We start from the raw sequence: 14185 nt of genomic DNA, 5'->3' as shown, positions 1-14185 counted from the left end.
GACCGGCCACGGGGTTGCCGCCGCTCAGACTCCGGCGTAGGAGTGCTTGCCGGTGACGAAGAGGTTCACGCCGTAGTAGTTGAACAGCCAGCAGGCGAACGCCAGCAGGGCCAGGTAGGCGGCCTTGCGGCCCTTCCAGCCGGCGGTGGCGCGGGCGTGCAGGTAGCAGGCGTAGGCGACCCAGGTGATGAAGGACCAGGTCTCCTTCGGGTCCCAGCCCCAGTAGCGGCCCCAGGCGTCTCCGGCCCAGATGGCGCCGGCGATGATCGTGAACGTCCACAGCGGGAAGACGGCCGCGTTGATCCGGTAGGAGAACTTGTCCAGGGAGGACGAGGACGGCAGCCGCTCCAGGACGGAGCGGGCGAAGGTGCCGGGCTTGCCGCCGGTCGCGAGCTTGTTCTCGTACGCGTCCTTGAACAGGTACATGATCGTCGCGACCGCGCCGACGTAGAAGGTCGCGCCGCAGAAGATCGCGGTGGAGACGTGGATGTAGAGCCAGTACGAGTGCAGCGCGGGCACCAGCTGGTCGCTCGCCGTGTACAGCACGGTGACGGCCAGGCCCAGGTCGAGCAGGACCGTGGTGATCAGGAACAGGCCGAGCCAGCGGACGTTCTTCTTCAGCGCCAGCAGGCCGAGGTACACGCCGACCGCGACGGTGGAGAAGGTGATGTTGAACTCGTACATGTTGCCCCACGGCGCCCGCTGCACCGACAGCGCGCGCGTGAGGACCCCGGCGAACTCCACCAGGAAGGCGAGCACGGTCAGGGAGATGGCGATCCGGCCGTACAGGTCGCCCTGCGCGTCCCCGCCGTGCGCGCCCGGCCCGTCGGGGACGTCGCGCGAGCCCGCGGCGGACCGCACGGTGACCTTGGGGCGCTCCAGTACGGCGGTGCCGCCGGCCTGGGTGACGGTGACGGCCGGGGCGTTCGCCGCCTTCGGCTCGGCGGTGAGCGCGGCCGCGGTGCGGGCGACCTTGCTGCGGCTGCCGAAGAGCCACTCGGCGATGTAGGCGAAGAAGGCCAGGGTGTAGACGGCCATCGAGGAGTAGATCAGCACATTGCTGATGTTCGCGAGGTGTTCGTTGGTGGCGGCGGCGAGGGTCACTTCTTCTCAGCCCCTTCGGCGGGTACGGAGACTTCTGAGGGGTCGGCTGCGGGGCCGGGGTCGGACTCGGGACCGCTTTCGGGCTCGGGGCCGGTTTCGGGCTCGGGGGCGCCCGGTGCCTGGTCGTAGAGGATTCCGGCGAGCTGTCCGAGTTCCTCGGGCACCTTCGCGGACTCGCTGCGGCCCAGCCCGGCCATCTCGACGACCGTGACGCCGTCGGCGCCGCGGACCGCGCGCACCCAGACGCGGCGGCGCTGGATGAACAGCGACGCGGCCAGTCCGAAGATCGCGGCGATGGCTCCGCCGAGGGCCCAGCCGCTCGCGGGCTGCCGCGTCACCTGGAAGCCCGCCCACTCCTTGACGCCGTCGAAGGTGATCGAACCGGCGCCGTTCGGGAGCTGCATGGTCTGGCCGGGCTTCAGGCGCTCCGCGAGCGGGTCGCCGTTCGCCTTCTTGAACTGCTTCAGGTGCTGGGTGTCGAGCTGGTACACGCTCTGCGGGATGCCCGCGTTCACGCCGAGGTCGCCGTGGTAGGCGTTCAGCGCGAGCCGGGGGTTCAGCAGCGCCGGGAACTGGGAGAGCATCGTGCCCTGTCCCTCACCGGCGAAGGTCGGGATGAACACGGCCTGGAAACCGAGCTGGTCCTTCTGCCCCTGCGCGTTGCGGTAGCCGTCCATCACCTTGATCGCGCCGGAGGACGTGACGTTGCCGTCCTGCGGCAGCAGCGGCACCGCGTCCTTCATCACGACGTTGCCCTTGCCGTCGCGGACCGTGACGACGGGCGCGTACCCGTGGCTGACGAGGTAGACCTTGGAGTCGCCGATCTCCAGCGGCTCGTTCACCTTGACGGTGGTCTTCGTGTCCTTGCCGTAGGCGCCGACGCTGTAGGTGAGGTGCGCCTCGTAGGTGCGCGGCGTGCCCCGGTTGGGGCCGGTGACCTCGTACGTCCCCCTGAAGTCGTCCAGCTTGAAGCTGAACGGCTCCAGGTCGTCGGAGGAGAAGAGGCTGCCGGACTTGAAGTCGTCGTACTGGGTGAGCGTGTTGGAGAAACCGCCGCCCTCGACGATGAGCTTGTCGCCCTCGGACTTGAACAGCTGGCCCGCGGCGAACGCGACCAGCATCACGATCAGCGCGATGTGGAAGGCCAGGTTGCCCAGCTCGCGCAGATAGCCCTTCTCGGCGGCGACGGCGTCCCCGGCCACATGGGCGCGGAAGCGGCGCTTCTTCAGCAGGGCGAGCGCGGCCTCACGGACCTGCTCGGGTGTGGCCTCGGTGCGCCAGGTGGTGTGCGCGGGCAGCCGCGTCAGCCGCTTGGGCGCGCCCGGCGGCCGGCCGCGCAGCTGGCCGACGAACTGCCAGGTGCGCGGGACGATGCAGCCGATGAGGGAGACGAACAGCAGGATGTAGATCGCGGAGAACCACACCGAGCTGTACACGTGGAACAGGCCGAGCTTGTCGTAGACCGGCGCCAGCGTGGAGTGGTTGCGGCGGAACAGCTCGACCTTGGTGGCGTCGATGCCGGTCTGCGGGATGAGGGAGCCGGGGATGGCGCCCAGCGACAGCAGCAGGAGCAGCAGCAGCGCGACCCGCATGGAGGTGAGCTGGCGCCAGAACCAGCGGGTCCAGCCGATGACACCGAGCGAGGGCGGAGCGGACAGCTCCTCCTGGGGCGCGGTGGAGAGCTGGGAGCCGGCCGCTCCGAGGTCCTCGGCGTCGGACGGGGTCGGGTCGGTTGTGGTCTTGCTCATCGGTCAGATCCCCACAGTGAAGCCGTCGGACCAGGTCTGCATGTCCTGCACGAGGCGGTCCCAGGCGCCGGTCAGCAGCAGCAGACCGGTCCCGATCATCATGATTCCGCCGACGCGCATCACCCAGACATAGTGGCGCTTGATCCAGCCGAAGGCGCCGAGCGCCTTGCGGAAGGCGACCGCGGTGAGCACGAAGGGCACCCCGAGGCCGAGGCAGTAGGCGACGGTCAGCAGGGCGCCGCGGCCCGCGCTCGCCTGGTCCATGGCCAGCCCCTGCACGGCGGCGAGGGTCGGGCCGATGCACGGGGTCCAGCCGATGCCGAACAGCGCGCCGAGCACCGGCGCGCCGACGAGTCCGGCCACCGGCCGGGTGTGGAAGCGGAACTCGCGCTGCGTCAGCCAGGGCATCAGGCCCATGAAGAAGACGCCCATGAGGATCATGACGACGCCGAGGACCTTGCTCAGGATGTCCTTGTGCTGCTGGACGTTCTGGCCGAAGTAGCCGAAGAAGGCGCCGGTGGAGACGTAGACGGCGGTGAAGCCGAGGACGAACAGGGAGGCGCCGGCGACCATCCGCCCGCGCCGGGCGTCGGCGAGGTCGGTGCCGCTGACCCCGGTGACGTAGGAGAGGTAGCCGGGGACGAGCGGCAGGACACAGGGCGAGAAGAAGGAGACGAGCCCGCCGAGCAGCGCGATGGGCAGGGCCACCAGCAGGGCTCCGTTGAGCACCGTGCCGTTGGGGTCGGAGACCGCCGCCGCAGCGAGGGTGGTGACTTCGGTCACGTCACTTCTCCGCCAGGACCGGCTTGATCATCGTCCGCAGCTTGTCCTCCGACAGGGGCTGCAGCGTGCGGGCCGCGATCTTCCCGGTGCGGTCGATGACGAGCGTGGACGGGATGGACTGCGGGTTGAGCGTGCCCTTCTTGAAACGCAGCATCAGCTTGCCCGTGGGGTCGTACAGGCTCGGGTAGCTGATGCCGAACTCCTCGTCGAAGGCGCGGGCCGGGCCGGTGGAGGTGTCGCGCGTGTTGATGCCGACGAACTGCACGCCCTGGCCCTTGAGCTCCTGGTACACCTTCTCGAAGCCGGGCGCCTCGGCGCGGCAGGGCGGGCACCAGGAGCCCCACACGTTGATGACGACGACCTTGCCCTTGAAGCCGGCGACGTCGAGCTGCTTGCCGTCGACGGTCTCGCCGGACAGGTCGGGGGCGTCGGCACGCTCGCCCTTGTCGGCGGTGGCGATGCCGTTCTTGCCCATGACGAAGTTGGTCTGGCCGCCCCCGCCGGAGGTGCCGCCGGAGCTGCACGCGGACAGGGTCAGCGCGGCCGCCGCGGCCGTCGCGGCGAACACGGCGGCGCGGCTACGGGCGGTCCGGGTGCGGGACGAGCGCTGGGGGGCGCGGCTGGCGGCACTCATGTGAAAAGTTTCGCATGTCCGTATCGGGGATCTTGGGCACCCCCCTTGCGGGTGGAAACCCGCATTTCAGGCGGCGTTTCGCGAGCGCCCGGAGGGCGTTTCGCGCACCGCTCACGCCGCCAGGAACTGCTTCCACCCGCCGGCCGGCCGCTGCCCGACCTCCAGGGTGCGCAGCTTGGCGAGCACCTGGGGCTTCTGCACGTCCATCCAGTCCACGAACTGCCGGAAGGAGACGAGGCGCACGTCCGCGCCCTTCTCCTTCTCCCGCGCGATGTGCTTGAACGCCTCCTCGACGGCGTCCATGTAGATGCCGCCGTTCCAGTGCTCGAAGTGGTTGCCTATGAAGAACGGCGCCCGGTTTGTCTCGTATGCCCGCTGGAAGCCGGATATGTACGCCTGGGCGGACTGCTGCCGCCAGCCCGGGTAGTTGGCGGGCGGGGCCTTCGTGGAGTTCACGGACTGGTTGGCCAGCATGTTGTAGTCCATCGACAGCACCTCGAAGCGGCGGCCGGGGAACGGGATCTGCTGGAGCGGGAGGTCCCAGATGCCCTGCTTCTTGTCCGGCCACATCTGCCGGCCGCCCGGCGAGGAGGCGTCGTAGCGCCAGCCGAGCGAGCGGGCGGTGGGCAGCAGGTTGTTCTGGCCCAGCAGACAGGGCGTACGACCGCCGACCAGCTCCTTGTCGTAGTCGAACGGCAGCGGCGGCAGGTCGCTCCAGCCGGTGTTGGTCTTCCACTGCTTCACGAACGACTTCGCCTGGTCGATCTCGCTGCGCCACTGCTGCGGCGTCCAGTTGGCGACCGTGCCGTGCCCGGAGCAGAAGTGGCCGTTGAAGTGGGTGCCGATCTCGTGGCCCTCGAGCCAGGCGCGGCGGACGTTCTCCAGCGTGGAGCGGATGTGCGCGTCGGTGAGGTAGCCGATGTCGGACGCGCCGCGCCGGTTGTTCGGCGGGTCGTACAGGCGCTTCTTGGACTCGGGCAGCAGGTACAGCCCGGACAGGAAGAAGGTCATGCTCGCCCCGTGCTCCTTGGCGAGGTCCAGGAAGCGCGGGAACAGGCCGTTGCCGACCTCGCCGGCGCCGTCCCAGGAGAAGATGACGAACTGCGGCGGCTGCTGCCCCGGCTCCAGCGGCTGCGGCGCGCCCGGCTGGTGCGGCTGCTTGCCGCTGTACGCCGTCGAGCCGTCCCCTATCGGGCGGGCGGCGGTCGTGGGGGCGCCGGAGGGGTCCTTCCCGGAACCGTCGCCGCCGCCCGAGCCGGACCCGTGGCCCGACCCGCCCGACGAGGTGCCGCAGCCCGCGAGTGAGGCGGCCGCCGCGGCGCCCGCGCCCAGGCCGAGCATTCCCCTGCGGGAGAAGGTGCGCATGAGTTCCCCGATTCGTCACGTCCTTGGGTGGTCACCCAGTCAGAGGGCGCGACGATCCGGGGGGTTCCGCGAGCGCGTATGCGTTACGCCACGAATGTAATAAAACTGTGCCAACTGACATGCCGTCAGCTCTACGGCATGGGCCGAGAAGCCCCACCCAGGGGCGCGGGGAACTGCGCGACCGGCCACGAAGCACCCGCAGCCGACAACGCGCCCCCGAGCCCCCGGCCCACGGCAGTGCTACGCGCCGAAGGCCTTGCCCTGGCCCTTCACCGGCTTGGCGCCGGCCAGCAGATGGGCCGGGACCAGGTCGCGGGCGGGCTCGGTGTAACCGACGGAGACGATCCGGTCGCCCTGGAACGTGAACGTCGTCAGCGAGGCGAGCGTGCACTGCCGCTTGCGCGGGTCGTGCCACAGCCGGCGCCGCTCGACGTAACTGCGCACGATCCAGATCGGCAGCTGATGGCTGACGAGCACCGCCTCGTGGCCGCGCGCGGCGTCCTTCGCGGAGTGCAGCGCGCCCATCATCCGCACCACCTGGTCGACGTACGGCTCGCCCCAGGACGGCTTGAACGGGTTGAACAGGTGCTTCCAGTTGTCCGGCTTGCGCAGCGCGCCGTCGCCGACGCCGAAGGTCTTGCCCTGGAAGACGTTCTCCGCCTCGATGAGCCGCTCGTCGGTGGCGAGGTCCAGCCCGTGCGCCTTGGCGATCGGCGTCGCCGTCTCCTGCGCCCGCTCCAGCGGGGACGCGCACACATGGGTGACGTCCCGGGAGGAGAGGTGGTCGGCGACCCGCTCGGCCATCTTCCGGCCCAGCTCGGACAGGTGGTACCCGGGCAGCCGGCCGTAGAGGATGCCGTCGGGGTTGGCGACCTCGCCGTGCCGCATCAGATGGACGACGGTGATGTCCTTGCTGCTGTCGCTCACGCGGTGGCCTCCGCCGCGGCTCGGGCCGCCGCCGGGAGGGCGTCGGCGATCTTCTGGATGGCGCGCTCGTCGTGCGCGGTGGAGACGAACCACGACTCGAAGGACGACGGCGGCAGGTACACGCCGTTCTCCAGCAGGGAGTGGAAGAAGGCGGTGAAGCGGAACGACTCCTGCTTCTTCGCGTCCTCGTAGTCGCGGACCTCCCGGTCCGTGAAGAACACGGAGAACATGTTGGAGGCGGTCTGCAGCCGGTGCGCGACGCCTTCCTTGGCCAGCGCCTCGGTGACGAGGGTCCGGATCTGCTCCGACACGGCGTTCACCCGGTCGTAGGCGGCGTCGTCGAGGAGATGCAGCTGGGCGAGGCCGGCGGCGGTGGCGACGGGGTTCCCGGACAGGGTGCCGGCCTGGTAGACCGGGCCGGCGGGGGCGAGGTGGGCCATGACGTCGGCGCGCCCGCCGAACGCGGCGGCCGGGAAGCCGCCGCCCATCACCTTGCCGAAGGTCATCAGGTCGGGCTTGACCCCGTCGATGCCGTACCAGCCGGCGCGGCTGGTGCGGAAGCCGGTCATGACCTCGTCGGAGATGTACAGCGCGCCGTTCTTCTGGCAGGCGTCCTTCAGGCCCTGGTTGAAGCCGGGCTGCGGCGGCACGACACCCATGTTGCCGGGCGACGCCTCGGTGATCACACAGGCGATCTCGCCGGGGTGCCGGTGGAAGGCCTCCTGCACGGCCTCCAGGTCGTTGTACGGCAGCACGATCGTGTCGCCGGCCTGCGCGCCGGTGACACCCGGGGTGTCCGGCAGCGCGAAGGTCGCCACACCGGAGCCGGCGGAGGCGAGGAGGGAGTCGACGTGCCCGTGGTAGCACCCGGCGAACTTGATCACCTTGGACCGCCGGGTGAACCCGCGGGCCAGCCGGATGGCCGACATGGTCGCCTCGGTGCCGCTGGAGACGAGCCGCACCTGCTCGACGGGCTCCACCCGGGCGACGATCTCCTCGGCGAGCGCGACCTCGCCCTCACCGGGCGTGCCGAAGGACGTACCGCGGGCGACGGCCTCCTGCACGGCGGCGATCACCTCGGGGTGCGCGTGCCCGAGGATCATGGGGCCCCAGGAGCAGACCAGGTCGACGTACTCGCGTCCGTCGGCGTCGGTGAGGTACGGGCCCTTGCCGGACACCATGAACCGGGGCGTGCCGCCGACAGCGCGGAAGGCCCGCACCGGCGAGTTCACGCCACCCGGCGTGACGACCGCCGCACGGTCGAACAGTGCCTGCGAGGCAGGCGCTTCGTAGGGATAGGGCAGTTCGCTCATGACGTGCGGCTTCTCCGACCTCTTCCGGGACCTTCTCCGGCTGGGCTGCCGGGTGACCTCCTCAGGGTAGGCCGACCACACCGATACGAGAGATCCGCACCCCGCCCATCTGAGAAACTGGTCCTCGCATACGTATGGACATGACGAAGGGTCGTGTCGGGGGCTTTCGGCAAAACCTGCGGACAGCTGTTCCAGTGCACGTTTCGGCGTGTGACCGTGGGGGAGGTCACTGACACGATGATCGGGTTGCGCGGCCCCGGGCACGCAGCCTAGAAAAGCAGTCGGGTGGAGATATGCATCGCGGTGGCGGACTGGGCGAGGGGACCGACGACCTGGGTCCTCGACGCGCCCGGCGGGGAAGGCACCGGCGCGACGCGGAGGCAGCGAACGACGCACGTCAGCAGGCACAGGGTGCACCGAACGAGCCCGAGCGGCCGATCGGCCCGGAGCGGCTGGACCGGCTGAGCCGGGTGGACCGCCTCGGGGCGGGGAGCAGGAATGGTGGTCGGGTGGGGGTGACGTACAAGTACTTCGGCGCGCCGGACGGTGCGACGGCGGCCCGCGTCCCGATCTCGATGCGCCCCGAGGAACTCGGCGGCGACGAGCTCGGCATGAACGGCATGTTCACCAAGATCAAGCCGGAGACGATGGCCGCGATGGTCCTGACGGGCATCGAGGGCGTCCCCCTGCACAAGGTCCCGCCCCTGGAGCTGGTCGTCCTGCACCCCGACTACGCGGTCGTGAAGCTCCCCATGACGGTCGTCGACCCCTTGCGCGACATCGGCGAGGAAGCGGTCGGCGCGGCGGCGTTCATCTGGTCCACGGTCCCCGACCGCGGCGGCCCGCGGGACGCGTTCAACGTGTACCAGCTGCTGCACGAGTGGCAGGACTTCTCCCACCGGCTGCACGAGGCGGGGCACCAGCCGTACTGCCTGGTGTGGCCCTGAGCCGGCGGTGACGTTCGCGGGGTCCCGGCGAGCGGCGTCGCGCGGCACTCGTGCCCGTTGGGTCCCGGCGAGCGGCGTCGCGCGGCACTCGTGCCCGTTGGGTCCCGGCCGGGGTGGGTCTATCGTCGGAATCACGGGGCCAGGACGAGGAGGACGGCCGGTGATGCCACAGGACGAGGCCGTGGTCGGCTGCACAGGGACGGTTCTCATCGGAACGCGCGGATCCGCGGGTCCCGGCGAGATCCTGGTCCGGGTCAGAGGCGGCTCCGAGACCTTCCTCGCCTGGTCGGAGAACCCCCTGTCCGCGGGCGCGACGGTGCTCGTGATCGAATCACGGGGATGCCGTGAGGTCGGTGTCATCGAGTGGGTGGATCCATTGGACGCGCTCGGCGAGGACACCGCCGACGCCGGCTGAGGAGTACAGGCATGTTCGGTTACCGCGTCCCCGCCCCCGACGAGGCGATGCTGATCTCGGGAGGCAGGCGGGGCCTGGGGGGTGCGCCGTTCCGCGTGGTGACGGGGCACGGCAAGTTCGTGCTCCCGGTCTTCCGCAAGGTCCGCTTCCTCACCCTGTCCATGTGCGAGTCCGAGGTCACCGAGACCTGTGTGACGCGGCAGGGCATCGCGTTGCACGTCCGCGCGGTGATCGCCTTCAAGGTCGGCAACGATCACGAGAGCATCATCAACGCGGGCCAGCGCTTCCTCTCCGACCAGGAGCAGATGTCGGTGCTCACCGGCCGGATCTTCGCCGGCCATCTGCGCGCCATCATCGGCTCGATGACGGTCGAGGAGATCGTCACCGAGCGGCAGAAGCTCGCCGCGGAGGTCCTGGACACCTCCAAGACCGAGATGGCGAAGATCGGCCTGACCGTCGACTCCCTTCAGATCCAGTCGATCGACGACGGCGACACCGGTTACATCGACGCGATGTCCGCGCCGCACAAGGCGGCCATCCAGCGGCAGGCCCAGATCGCCCAGGCCCAGGCCACCCAGGCCGCGGCGCAGGCGGAGCAGGCGGCGGCCCGCGCGCAGGCCGAGTACGCCAGGCAGACCGCCATCGTCAAGGCCGAGTTCTCGGCCGAGGTGGACCGCGCCCAGGCGAAAGCCGCCCAGGCCGGACCGCTCGCGCTGGCGGACGCCCAGCAGGAGGTGCTCGCCGCGCAGACGGAACTGGCCCAGCGGCAGGCGGAGTTGCGTCAGCAGCAGCTGGTGGCCGAGATCGTGAAGCCCGCCGAGGCCGAGGCCGAGCGGGTCAGGATCCTCGCGGCCGCCGAGGCGCAGCGGATGAAGATCCAGGCGGAGGCGGCGGCGTCGTACGACCGGGTCGCACTCGACCGGATGCTGATCGACCAGCTCCCGCAGATCGTCAAGGAGGCCGCCGGCGGTCTCGCGGGCGCCAACGTCAACGTCCTCAACGGCGCCGACGGCCTCGGCGAGATCGCCGCCGGTCTGGTGTCCCAGGGCCTGACGATCCTGGACTCGGTCCGGCAGAACCTCAACGGCCAGGAATCCGACGGCCGGGGCCCCGAGAAGAACGAGGACAACGCCCTGCTCCGGCTGGCCGCCGGCAAGGAGCAGAAGCCGAACGACGGCCGGGTGGACCTCGACTGAACCCACCGGGACCGCCGCGGGTCCGGGTGGTCCGTACGACGGCCCGGTACGGGAAGGCCGCCGACGCTCACGCCCGCCCGGGCTCCAGCAGCTCCAGCGCCTCCTCCCAGCGGAAGGCGAACGCGGCGTGCCCGGCCTCGGTCCCCCCGTACGGCTCCCCGCCGCCGATCCGGACGCCCATCTCCCGTAGCCGCCGCAGGCTCTGCCGGTAGGCGGGGTGGGCGGCCTGGGCCGCGTTCAGACAGGGCAGGACGGCGATGGGTGTGCCCATGCCGTACGCCTCGCACAGGATCCCCAGGGCGAGGGTGTCGGAGATGCCCGCGGCCCACTTGTTGATCGTGTTGAAGGTGGCCGGGGCGACGGCGATCGCGTCCGCCGGGGGCAGCGGGCGGGGGTCCCCCGGGCGCCGCCAGGCCGAACGGATCGGATGGCCGGTCTGCGCCTCGACCGCTTCGGCGTCGATGAAGCCGAGACCCTGCGGGGTGGCGACGACACCGACCTGCCAGCCCCTCCCCTGCGCGGCCGTGATCAGCTTGCCGACGTCACCGGCGACCCCGCCCGCGCAGACGACGACGTAGAGGAACGGCTGCTTCTGGGGCGTGGTCACGCGTGCTCTCCCGGGGGTCGGCCGACGTCGTGCGGTTGTGGCAGCGTACGGGGAGCGGCCGGGGCCGGGACACGGCCGCCCCCGGCACACGACAGGACCGTCGCGGACCCGGACGGCTCCCGCCGGTTCCGGGCCGGCGCCGGCGCCTCGCGTCCCGCCGGCCGGGCGGGCCGGTGCCGCGCCGGGCCGTCCCGCGCGGTGTCAGTCCTCGGCGAGCCGGTCGCCTATCCCGGCCGCGGCGAAGGCCTTGACGACGTCCTCGCGGCCCTCCGTGAAGTGGGCCCAGCTGTCGCAGTGGACGGGCACGACCCGGCGGGCGCCGAGCAGGCGGGCGGCCTCGGCGGCGCCGGCGCCGTCCAGGACGAGCAGCGCGTCGTCGAAGAGGCCCGTGCGGGGCGCTCCGGCGAACAGCACCGCGGTGTCGACGGGGCCGAACCGGTCGGCGATCTCCCGGACCGCGTCCAGGGACGCGTTGTCGCCGCTGACGTACACCGTGGGCAGCCCCTCGCCGGTCAGGACGAACCCGATGACCTGGCCGCTGACCGGCTCGACCTGCTCCTTGGTGCCGGGGCCGTGCACGGCGGGAACGCCGGTGACCGTCACCGTGCCGCCGCCGGGCCGGTCGAGATCGACCGACTCCCAGTCCGCGAGACCCGTGGCGCCGGCGCCGATCCGCCGTGCGCCGCCGGTCGTGGTGAGCGTGAGCGGCACATCGGCGAGCAGGGCACGGCCGGAGTGGTCGAGGTTGTCGGGGTGCTCGTCGTGCGAGAGCAGGACGACGTCGACGCGGCCGAGCGCGGCCGGGGTGGTGCGGGACGGGGCGAGCTTGGTCAGGGAGCGGCCGCCGCCGATCGGGTAGACGCCGGGCTCGTCGAAGGTGGGGTCGGTGAGGAAACGCAGGCCGCCGTACTCGAAGAGGGCGGTGGGGCCGCCGTAGCGGTGGACGGGGAGCTCGGGCGAGAGGGAAGCGGACACGAAGCAGCACCTCACAGATGAGTCTCACGGATAGCCGTTTGGTTATCCGTGAGAGAACCTAGCCGTTTCTCACGGATGCACGCAAGCCGTACCATGAGACGCATGACGGAGACCGCGCCCGCCGAACCTCTGGAACCGGCCCCCACACCCGCGCCGGGCGCCGAGCAGTACCTGGCGCTCGACCTCGCCAACAGCGCGCCGGCCCTGCCCGGCGGCCACACCCTCGACCTGCTGTCCAGCCCGGCGGACGCCAACCGCTGGCTGGCCGAGCGCGGCCTCGCCCCGGCCGACGCCGGGCTGCGGGAGATGTGCGCGGCGCAACTGCGCTCACTGCGCGAGCAGATCCGCGCGCTGATCGCCTCCCGCGTCGAGGGACAGCCCGCGCCGGCCGGCGCCGTGGCGGCGGTCAACGAGGCGATGACGAAGGCCCCGGCCACCGCGCTGCTGCACTGGGACGCCACGCGCGGACTGCACCGCGCCGCCGCCCACCCCACCACCCAGATCCTCGAACACGCCCTCGCGGCCCTCGCCGCCGACGCCGCCGACCTGCTCACCGGCCCCGACGCCGACCGCCTCACCGCCTGCGGCTCACCCCCGTGCACCCGCTACCTGCTGCGGCACGGCCGCCGCCAGTGGTGCTCCACACGCTGCGGCGACCGCGTCCGAGCGGCCCGCGCGTACGCCCGCCGCACCGGCCGGGAGCCTCAGGGCTGACGCCGCGGCCCGGCTCCGCCGTCCTCGTCGCGGCGTGCCGGTGCGCCCGCCACCGTGAAGCCGATCACCGAGCCGCCGCCCTCGCGGTGCTGCGCGAACGGCGCTCCGCCGTGGACCAGGGCCACCTCCCGCACGATGGACAGGCCGAGGCCCGAGCCGGGCAGGGAGCGCGCGTCGGCGGCGCGGTAGAAACGGTCGAAGACGCGCAGCAGGTCGCTGTCGGTGATGCCGGGCCCGCGGTCCAGGACCTCGACGCGCACCGTGCCGGGGCGGGCCGGGCCGGCCACGTTGATCTCGATGGGCGCGGTGCCGTCGCGGTCGAACTTGGTGGCGTTCTCCACCAGGTTGGACACCGCCCGCTGGAGCATGCCCGGCCGGCCGTACGTCGTCGTGTCGCCGCTCGCGCGCAGCACGATCTCGCGGCCGGTACGGCGCCGGGCCAGGCCCGCGACGTCCTCGGCGACGTCGGCGAGGTCCACCCGCTGCGGCGGCTCGCTGTCGGACTGGCCGGCGGCGAGGTCGACCAGCTCGTTGACCAGGTCGGTCAGTTCGCGGGCCTCCTGGCCGAGGTCGGCGACCAGGTCCTCGCGCGACTCCGGTGGCAGCTCGTCGATCCGCTTCAGCAGCGAGATGTTGGTCCGCAGCGAGGTCAGCGGGGTGCGCAGCTCGTGCCCGGCGTCCTGGACCAGGCGCCGCTGGTCCTCCTCGGACTGGGCGAGCCGCCCCAGCATCCGGTCGAAGGCGCGGCCCAGACGCCCGACCTCGTCGTAGCCGGTGACGGGGACCTGGATGCCGAGCCGGCGGGTGCGGGCGACGTCCTCGGCGGCGGCGGTCAGGACGATCAGCCGTCGGGTGATGCGCCGGGCCAGCCACCAGCCGAACAGCCCGGCGGCGACCACGACCGCCGCCATCAGGATCAGCGTGCGCTGCTGGAGCGCCCGCAGCAGGTCCTCGGTGTCGCTGAACTCCTGCGCCACCTGCACCGCGCCGCGCCGCCCGCCCAGGGAGACGGTGGCCACCCGGTACACGTCGCTGCCGACGTCGACGTCCTTGTGCAGCACCATGCGCCCGGCGCTGCCCGCGGCCGCGATCGTCCGGTCGGCCTCGCCGACCGGCAGCGCGGGGCTGCCGCTGTCGGACACCGCGCCGTCCGCGCCGAGCACCTGCACATTGGTGCGGGCCGGCCGGACGACGTCGTGGCCGGGCGCGGAGGAGGAGAAGTCCTCCGGGGACATCCGGTGCTGGCGCACCTCGCTGCGCACGTCCTGCACGACCTCGTCGAACACCGACTGCTGGTCGACGCGCACCAGCCGGGCGGCCGCGTTGTACGACAGGATGCCGACCAGGACGGTGACGGCGGCGGTGACGGCCGCGAAGGACACGGCGAACGTGGTCCGCAGCGACACCAGCCCGGGGCGCCGCCCGGACACCAGGCGGCGCAGGCGCCCGCGCCCCAT

At 71.7% G+C, this 14185-nt stretch carries 14 protein-coding genes; 4 read left to right on the top strand and 10 right to left on the bottom strand.

The genetic code is table 11. The features are described 5' to 3' along the window. Positions 1–24 precede the first annotated feature (24 nt). From ccsB to hemL, 7 genes are all read right to left on the bottom strand, one after another. Positions 25–1104: a c-type cytochrome biogenesis protein CcsB gene (ccsB, locus tag AB0E88_RS31995; RefSeq protein ID WP_361637917.1), complete on the bottom strand. Its 1080-nt coding sequence runs from the start codon at positions 1102–1104 to the stop codon at positions 25–27. Continuing rightward, complete coding sequence (locus tag AB0E88_RS31990; RefSeq protein WP_361637915.1) at positions 1101–2852, bottom strand: cytochrome c biogenesis protein ResB; 1752 nt, start codon at positions 2850–2852, stop codon at positions 1101–1103. Before AB0E88_RS31990 ends, ccsB begins: the two co-directional genes overlap by 4 nt. Positions 2853–2855: 3 nt before the next feature. Further along, a complete protein-coding gene (locus tag AB0E88_RS31985; RefSeq protein WP_361637913.1) occupies positions 2856–3635 on the bottom strand; it encodes a cytochrome c biogenesis protein CcdA in 780 nt (259 codons plus the stop codon). A 1-nt stretch (position 3636) separates the two neighbouring features. After that, on the bottom strand, positions 3637–4269 hold the full coding sequence (locus AB0E88_RS31980; RefSeq protein WP_361637911.1) for a TlpA disulfide reductase family protein: 633 nt from the start codon (positions 4267–4269) through the stop codon (positions 3637–3639). A gap of 111 nt (positions 4270–4380) precedes the next feature. After that, the gene (locus tag AB0E88_RS31975) at positions 4381–5634 is read right to left on the bottom strand and encodes a hypothetical protein (protein ID WP_361637910.1); all 1254 of its coding nucleotides are present in this window, start codon (positions 5632–5634) and stop codon (positions 4381–4383) included. Between the two features lie 240 nt (positions 5635–5874). Next, positions 5875–6522, bottom strand: coding sequence for a histidine phosphatase family protein (locus AB0E88_RS31970; protein ID WP_361637951.1), 648 nt, complete (start codon positions 6520–6522; stop codon positions 5875–5877). 35 nt (positions 6523–6557) lie between these two features. Beyond that, positions 6558–7874 (bottom strand): glutamate-1-semialdehyde 2,1-aminomutase, encoded by a 1317-nt coding sequence (gene hemL / locus AB0E88_RS31965; protein WP_361637908.1) that lies wholly within the window; start codon positions 7872–7874, stop codon positions 6558–6560. Positions 7875–8167: 293 nt separating this feature from the next. Between hemL and AB0E88_RS31960 the strand changes: the two genes are divergently transcribed. The 3 genes from AB0E88_RS31960 to AB0E88_RS31950 all read left to right on the top strand — a co-directional run bounded on the left by AB0E88_RS31960 (position 8168) and on the right by AB0E88_RS31950 (position 10432). Beyond that, positions 8168–8821 (top strand): hypothetical protein, encoded by a 654-nt coding sequence (locus AB0E88_RS31960; protein WP_361637906.1) that lies wholly within the window; start codon positions 8168–8170, stop codon positions 8819–8821. Positions 8822–8984: 163 nt separating this feature from the next. Beyond that, the gene (locus tag AB0E88_RS31955) at positions 8985–9236 is read left to right on the top strand and encodes a hypothetical protein (protein ID WP_361637904.1); all 252 of its coding nucleotides are present in this window, start codon (positions 8985–8987) and stop codon (positions 9234–9236) included. An 11-nt stretch (positions 9237–9247) separates the two neighbouring features. Beyond that, the gene (locus AB0E88_RS31950) at positions 9248–10432 is read left to right on the top strand and encodes an SPFH domain-containing protein (RefSeq protein WP_361637902.1); all 1185 of its coding nucleotides are present in this window, start codon (positions 9248–9250) and stop codon (positions 10430–10432) included. 67 nt (positions 10433–10499) lie between these two features. Here AB0E88_RS31950 and AB0E88_RS31945 read toward each other — a convergent pair whose 3' ends face one another. Both AB0E88_RS31945 and AB0E88_RS31940 read right to left on the bottom strand, forming a co-directional pair. Next, positions 10500–11039, bottom strand: a complete 540-nt coding sequence (locus AB0E88_RS31945) for a flavoprotein (RefSeq protein ID WP_361637900.1) — start codon at positions 11037–11039, stop codon at positions 10500–10502. 201 nt (positions 11040–11240) lie between these two features. Further along, positions 11241–12014, bottom strand: a complete 774-nt coding sequence (locus AB0E88_RS31940; RefSeq protein ID WP_361637899.1) for an MBL fold metallo-hydrolase — start codon at positions 12012–12014, stop codon at positions 11241–11243. A 93-nt stretch (positions 12015–12107) separates the two neighbouring features. Between AB0E88_RS31940 and AB0E88_RS31935 the strand changes: the two genes are divergently transcribed. Continuing rightward, positions 12108–12728 carry a CGNR zinc finger domain-containing protein gene (locus AB0E88_RS31935; RefSeq protein WP_361637897.1) on the top strand — a complete coding sequence of 207 codons (621 nt, stop codon included), beginning with the start codon at positions 12108–12110 and terminating at the stop codon, positions 12726–12728. Here AB0E88_RS31935 and AB0E88_RS31930 read toward each other — a convergent pair. Beyond that, positions 12719–14185: a HAMP domain-containing sensor histidine kinase gene (locus tag AB0E88_RS31930; protein WP_361637895.1), complete on the bottom strand. Its 1467-nt coding sequence runs from the start codon at positions 14183–14185 to the stop codon at positions 12719–12721. The two genes, AB0E88_RS31935 and AB0E88_RS31930, sit on opposite strands and share 10 nt — an antisense overlap.

The organism is Streptomyces sp. NPDC028635, assembly GCF_040637635.1.
In the GTDB taxonomy this organism is placed as follows: domain Bacteria; phylum Actinomycetota; class Actinomycetes; order Streptomycetales; family Streptomycetaceae; genus Streptomyces.
Note: the sequence above shows the minus strand (reverse complement) of the source record. Positions and strands in the feature narration are given on the sequence as shown.

What these genes read in the sequence shown, in the direction of transcription:
- AB0E88_RS31990 (WP_361637915.1), bottom strand. Translation starts at nt 2,852, where the DNA reads ATGAGCAAGACCACAACCGACCCGACCCCGTCCGACGCCGAGGACCTC.
- AB0E88_RS31980 (WP_361637911.1), bottom strand. Translation starts at nt 4,269, where the DNA reads ATGAGTGCCGCCAGCCGCGCCCCCCAGCGCTCGTCCCGCACCCGGACC.
- AB0E88_RS31975 (WP_361637910.1), bottom strand. Translation starts at nt 5,634, where the DNA reads ATGCGCACCTTCTCCCGCAGGGGAATGCTCGGCCTGGGCGCGGGCGCC.
- AB0E88_RS31970 (WP_361637951.1), bottom strand. Translation starts at nt 6,522, where the DNA reads ATGCGGCACGGCGAGGTCGCCAACCCCGACGGCATCCTCTACGGCCGG.
- hemL (WP_361637908.1), bottom strand. Translation starts at nt 7,874, where the DNA reads ATGAGCGAACTGCCCTATCCCTACGAAGCGCCTGCCTCGCAGGCACTG.
- AB0E88_RS31960 (WP_361637906.1), top strand. Translation starts at nt 8,168, where the DNA reads ATGCATCGCGGTGGCGGACTGGGCGAGGGGACCGACGACCTGGGTCCT.
- AB0E88_RS31955 (WP_361637904.1), top strand. Translation starts at nt 8,985, where the DNA reads ATGCCACAGGACGAGGCCGTGGTCGGCTGCACAGGGACGGTTCTCATC.
- AB0E88_RS31950 (WP_361637902.1), top strand. Translation starts at nt 9,248, where the DNA reads ATGTTCGGTTACCGCGTCCCCGCCCCCGACGAGGCGATGCTGATCTCG.
- AB0E88_RS31935 (WP_361637897.1), top strand. Translation starts at nt 12,108, where the DNA reads ATGAGACGCATGACGGAGACCGCGCCCGCCGAACCTCTGGAACCGGCC.
- AB0E88_RS31930 (WP_361637895.1), bottom strand. Translation starts at nt 14,185, where the DNA reads ATGGGGCGCGGGCGCCTGCGCCGCCTGGTGTCCGGGCGGCGCCCCGGG.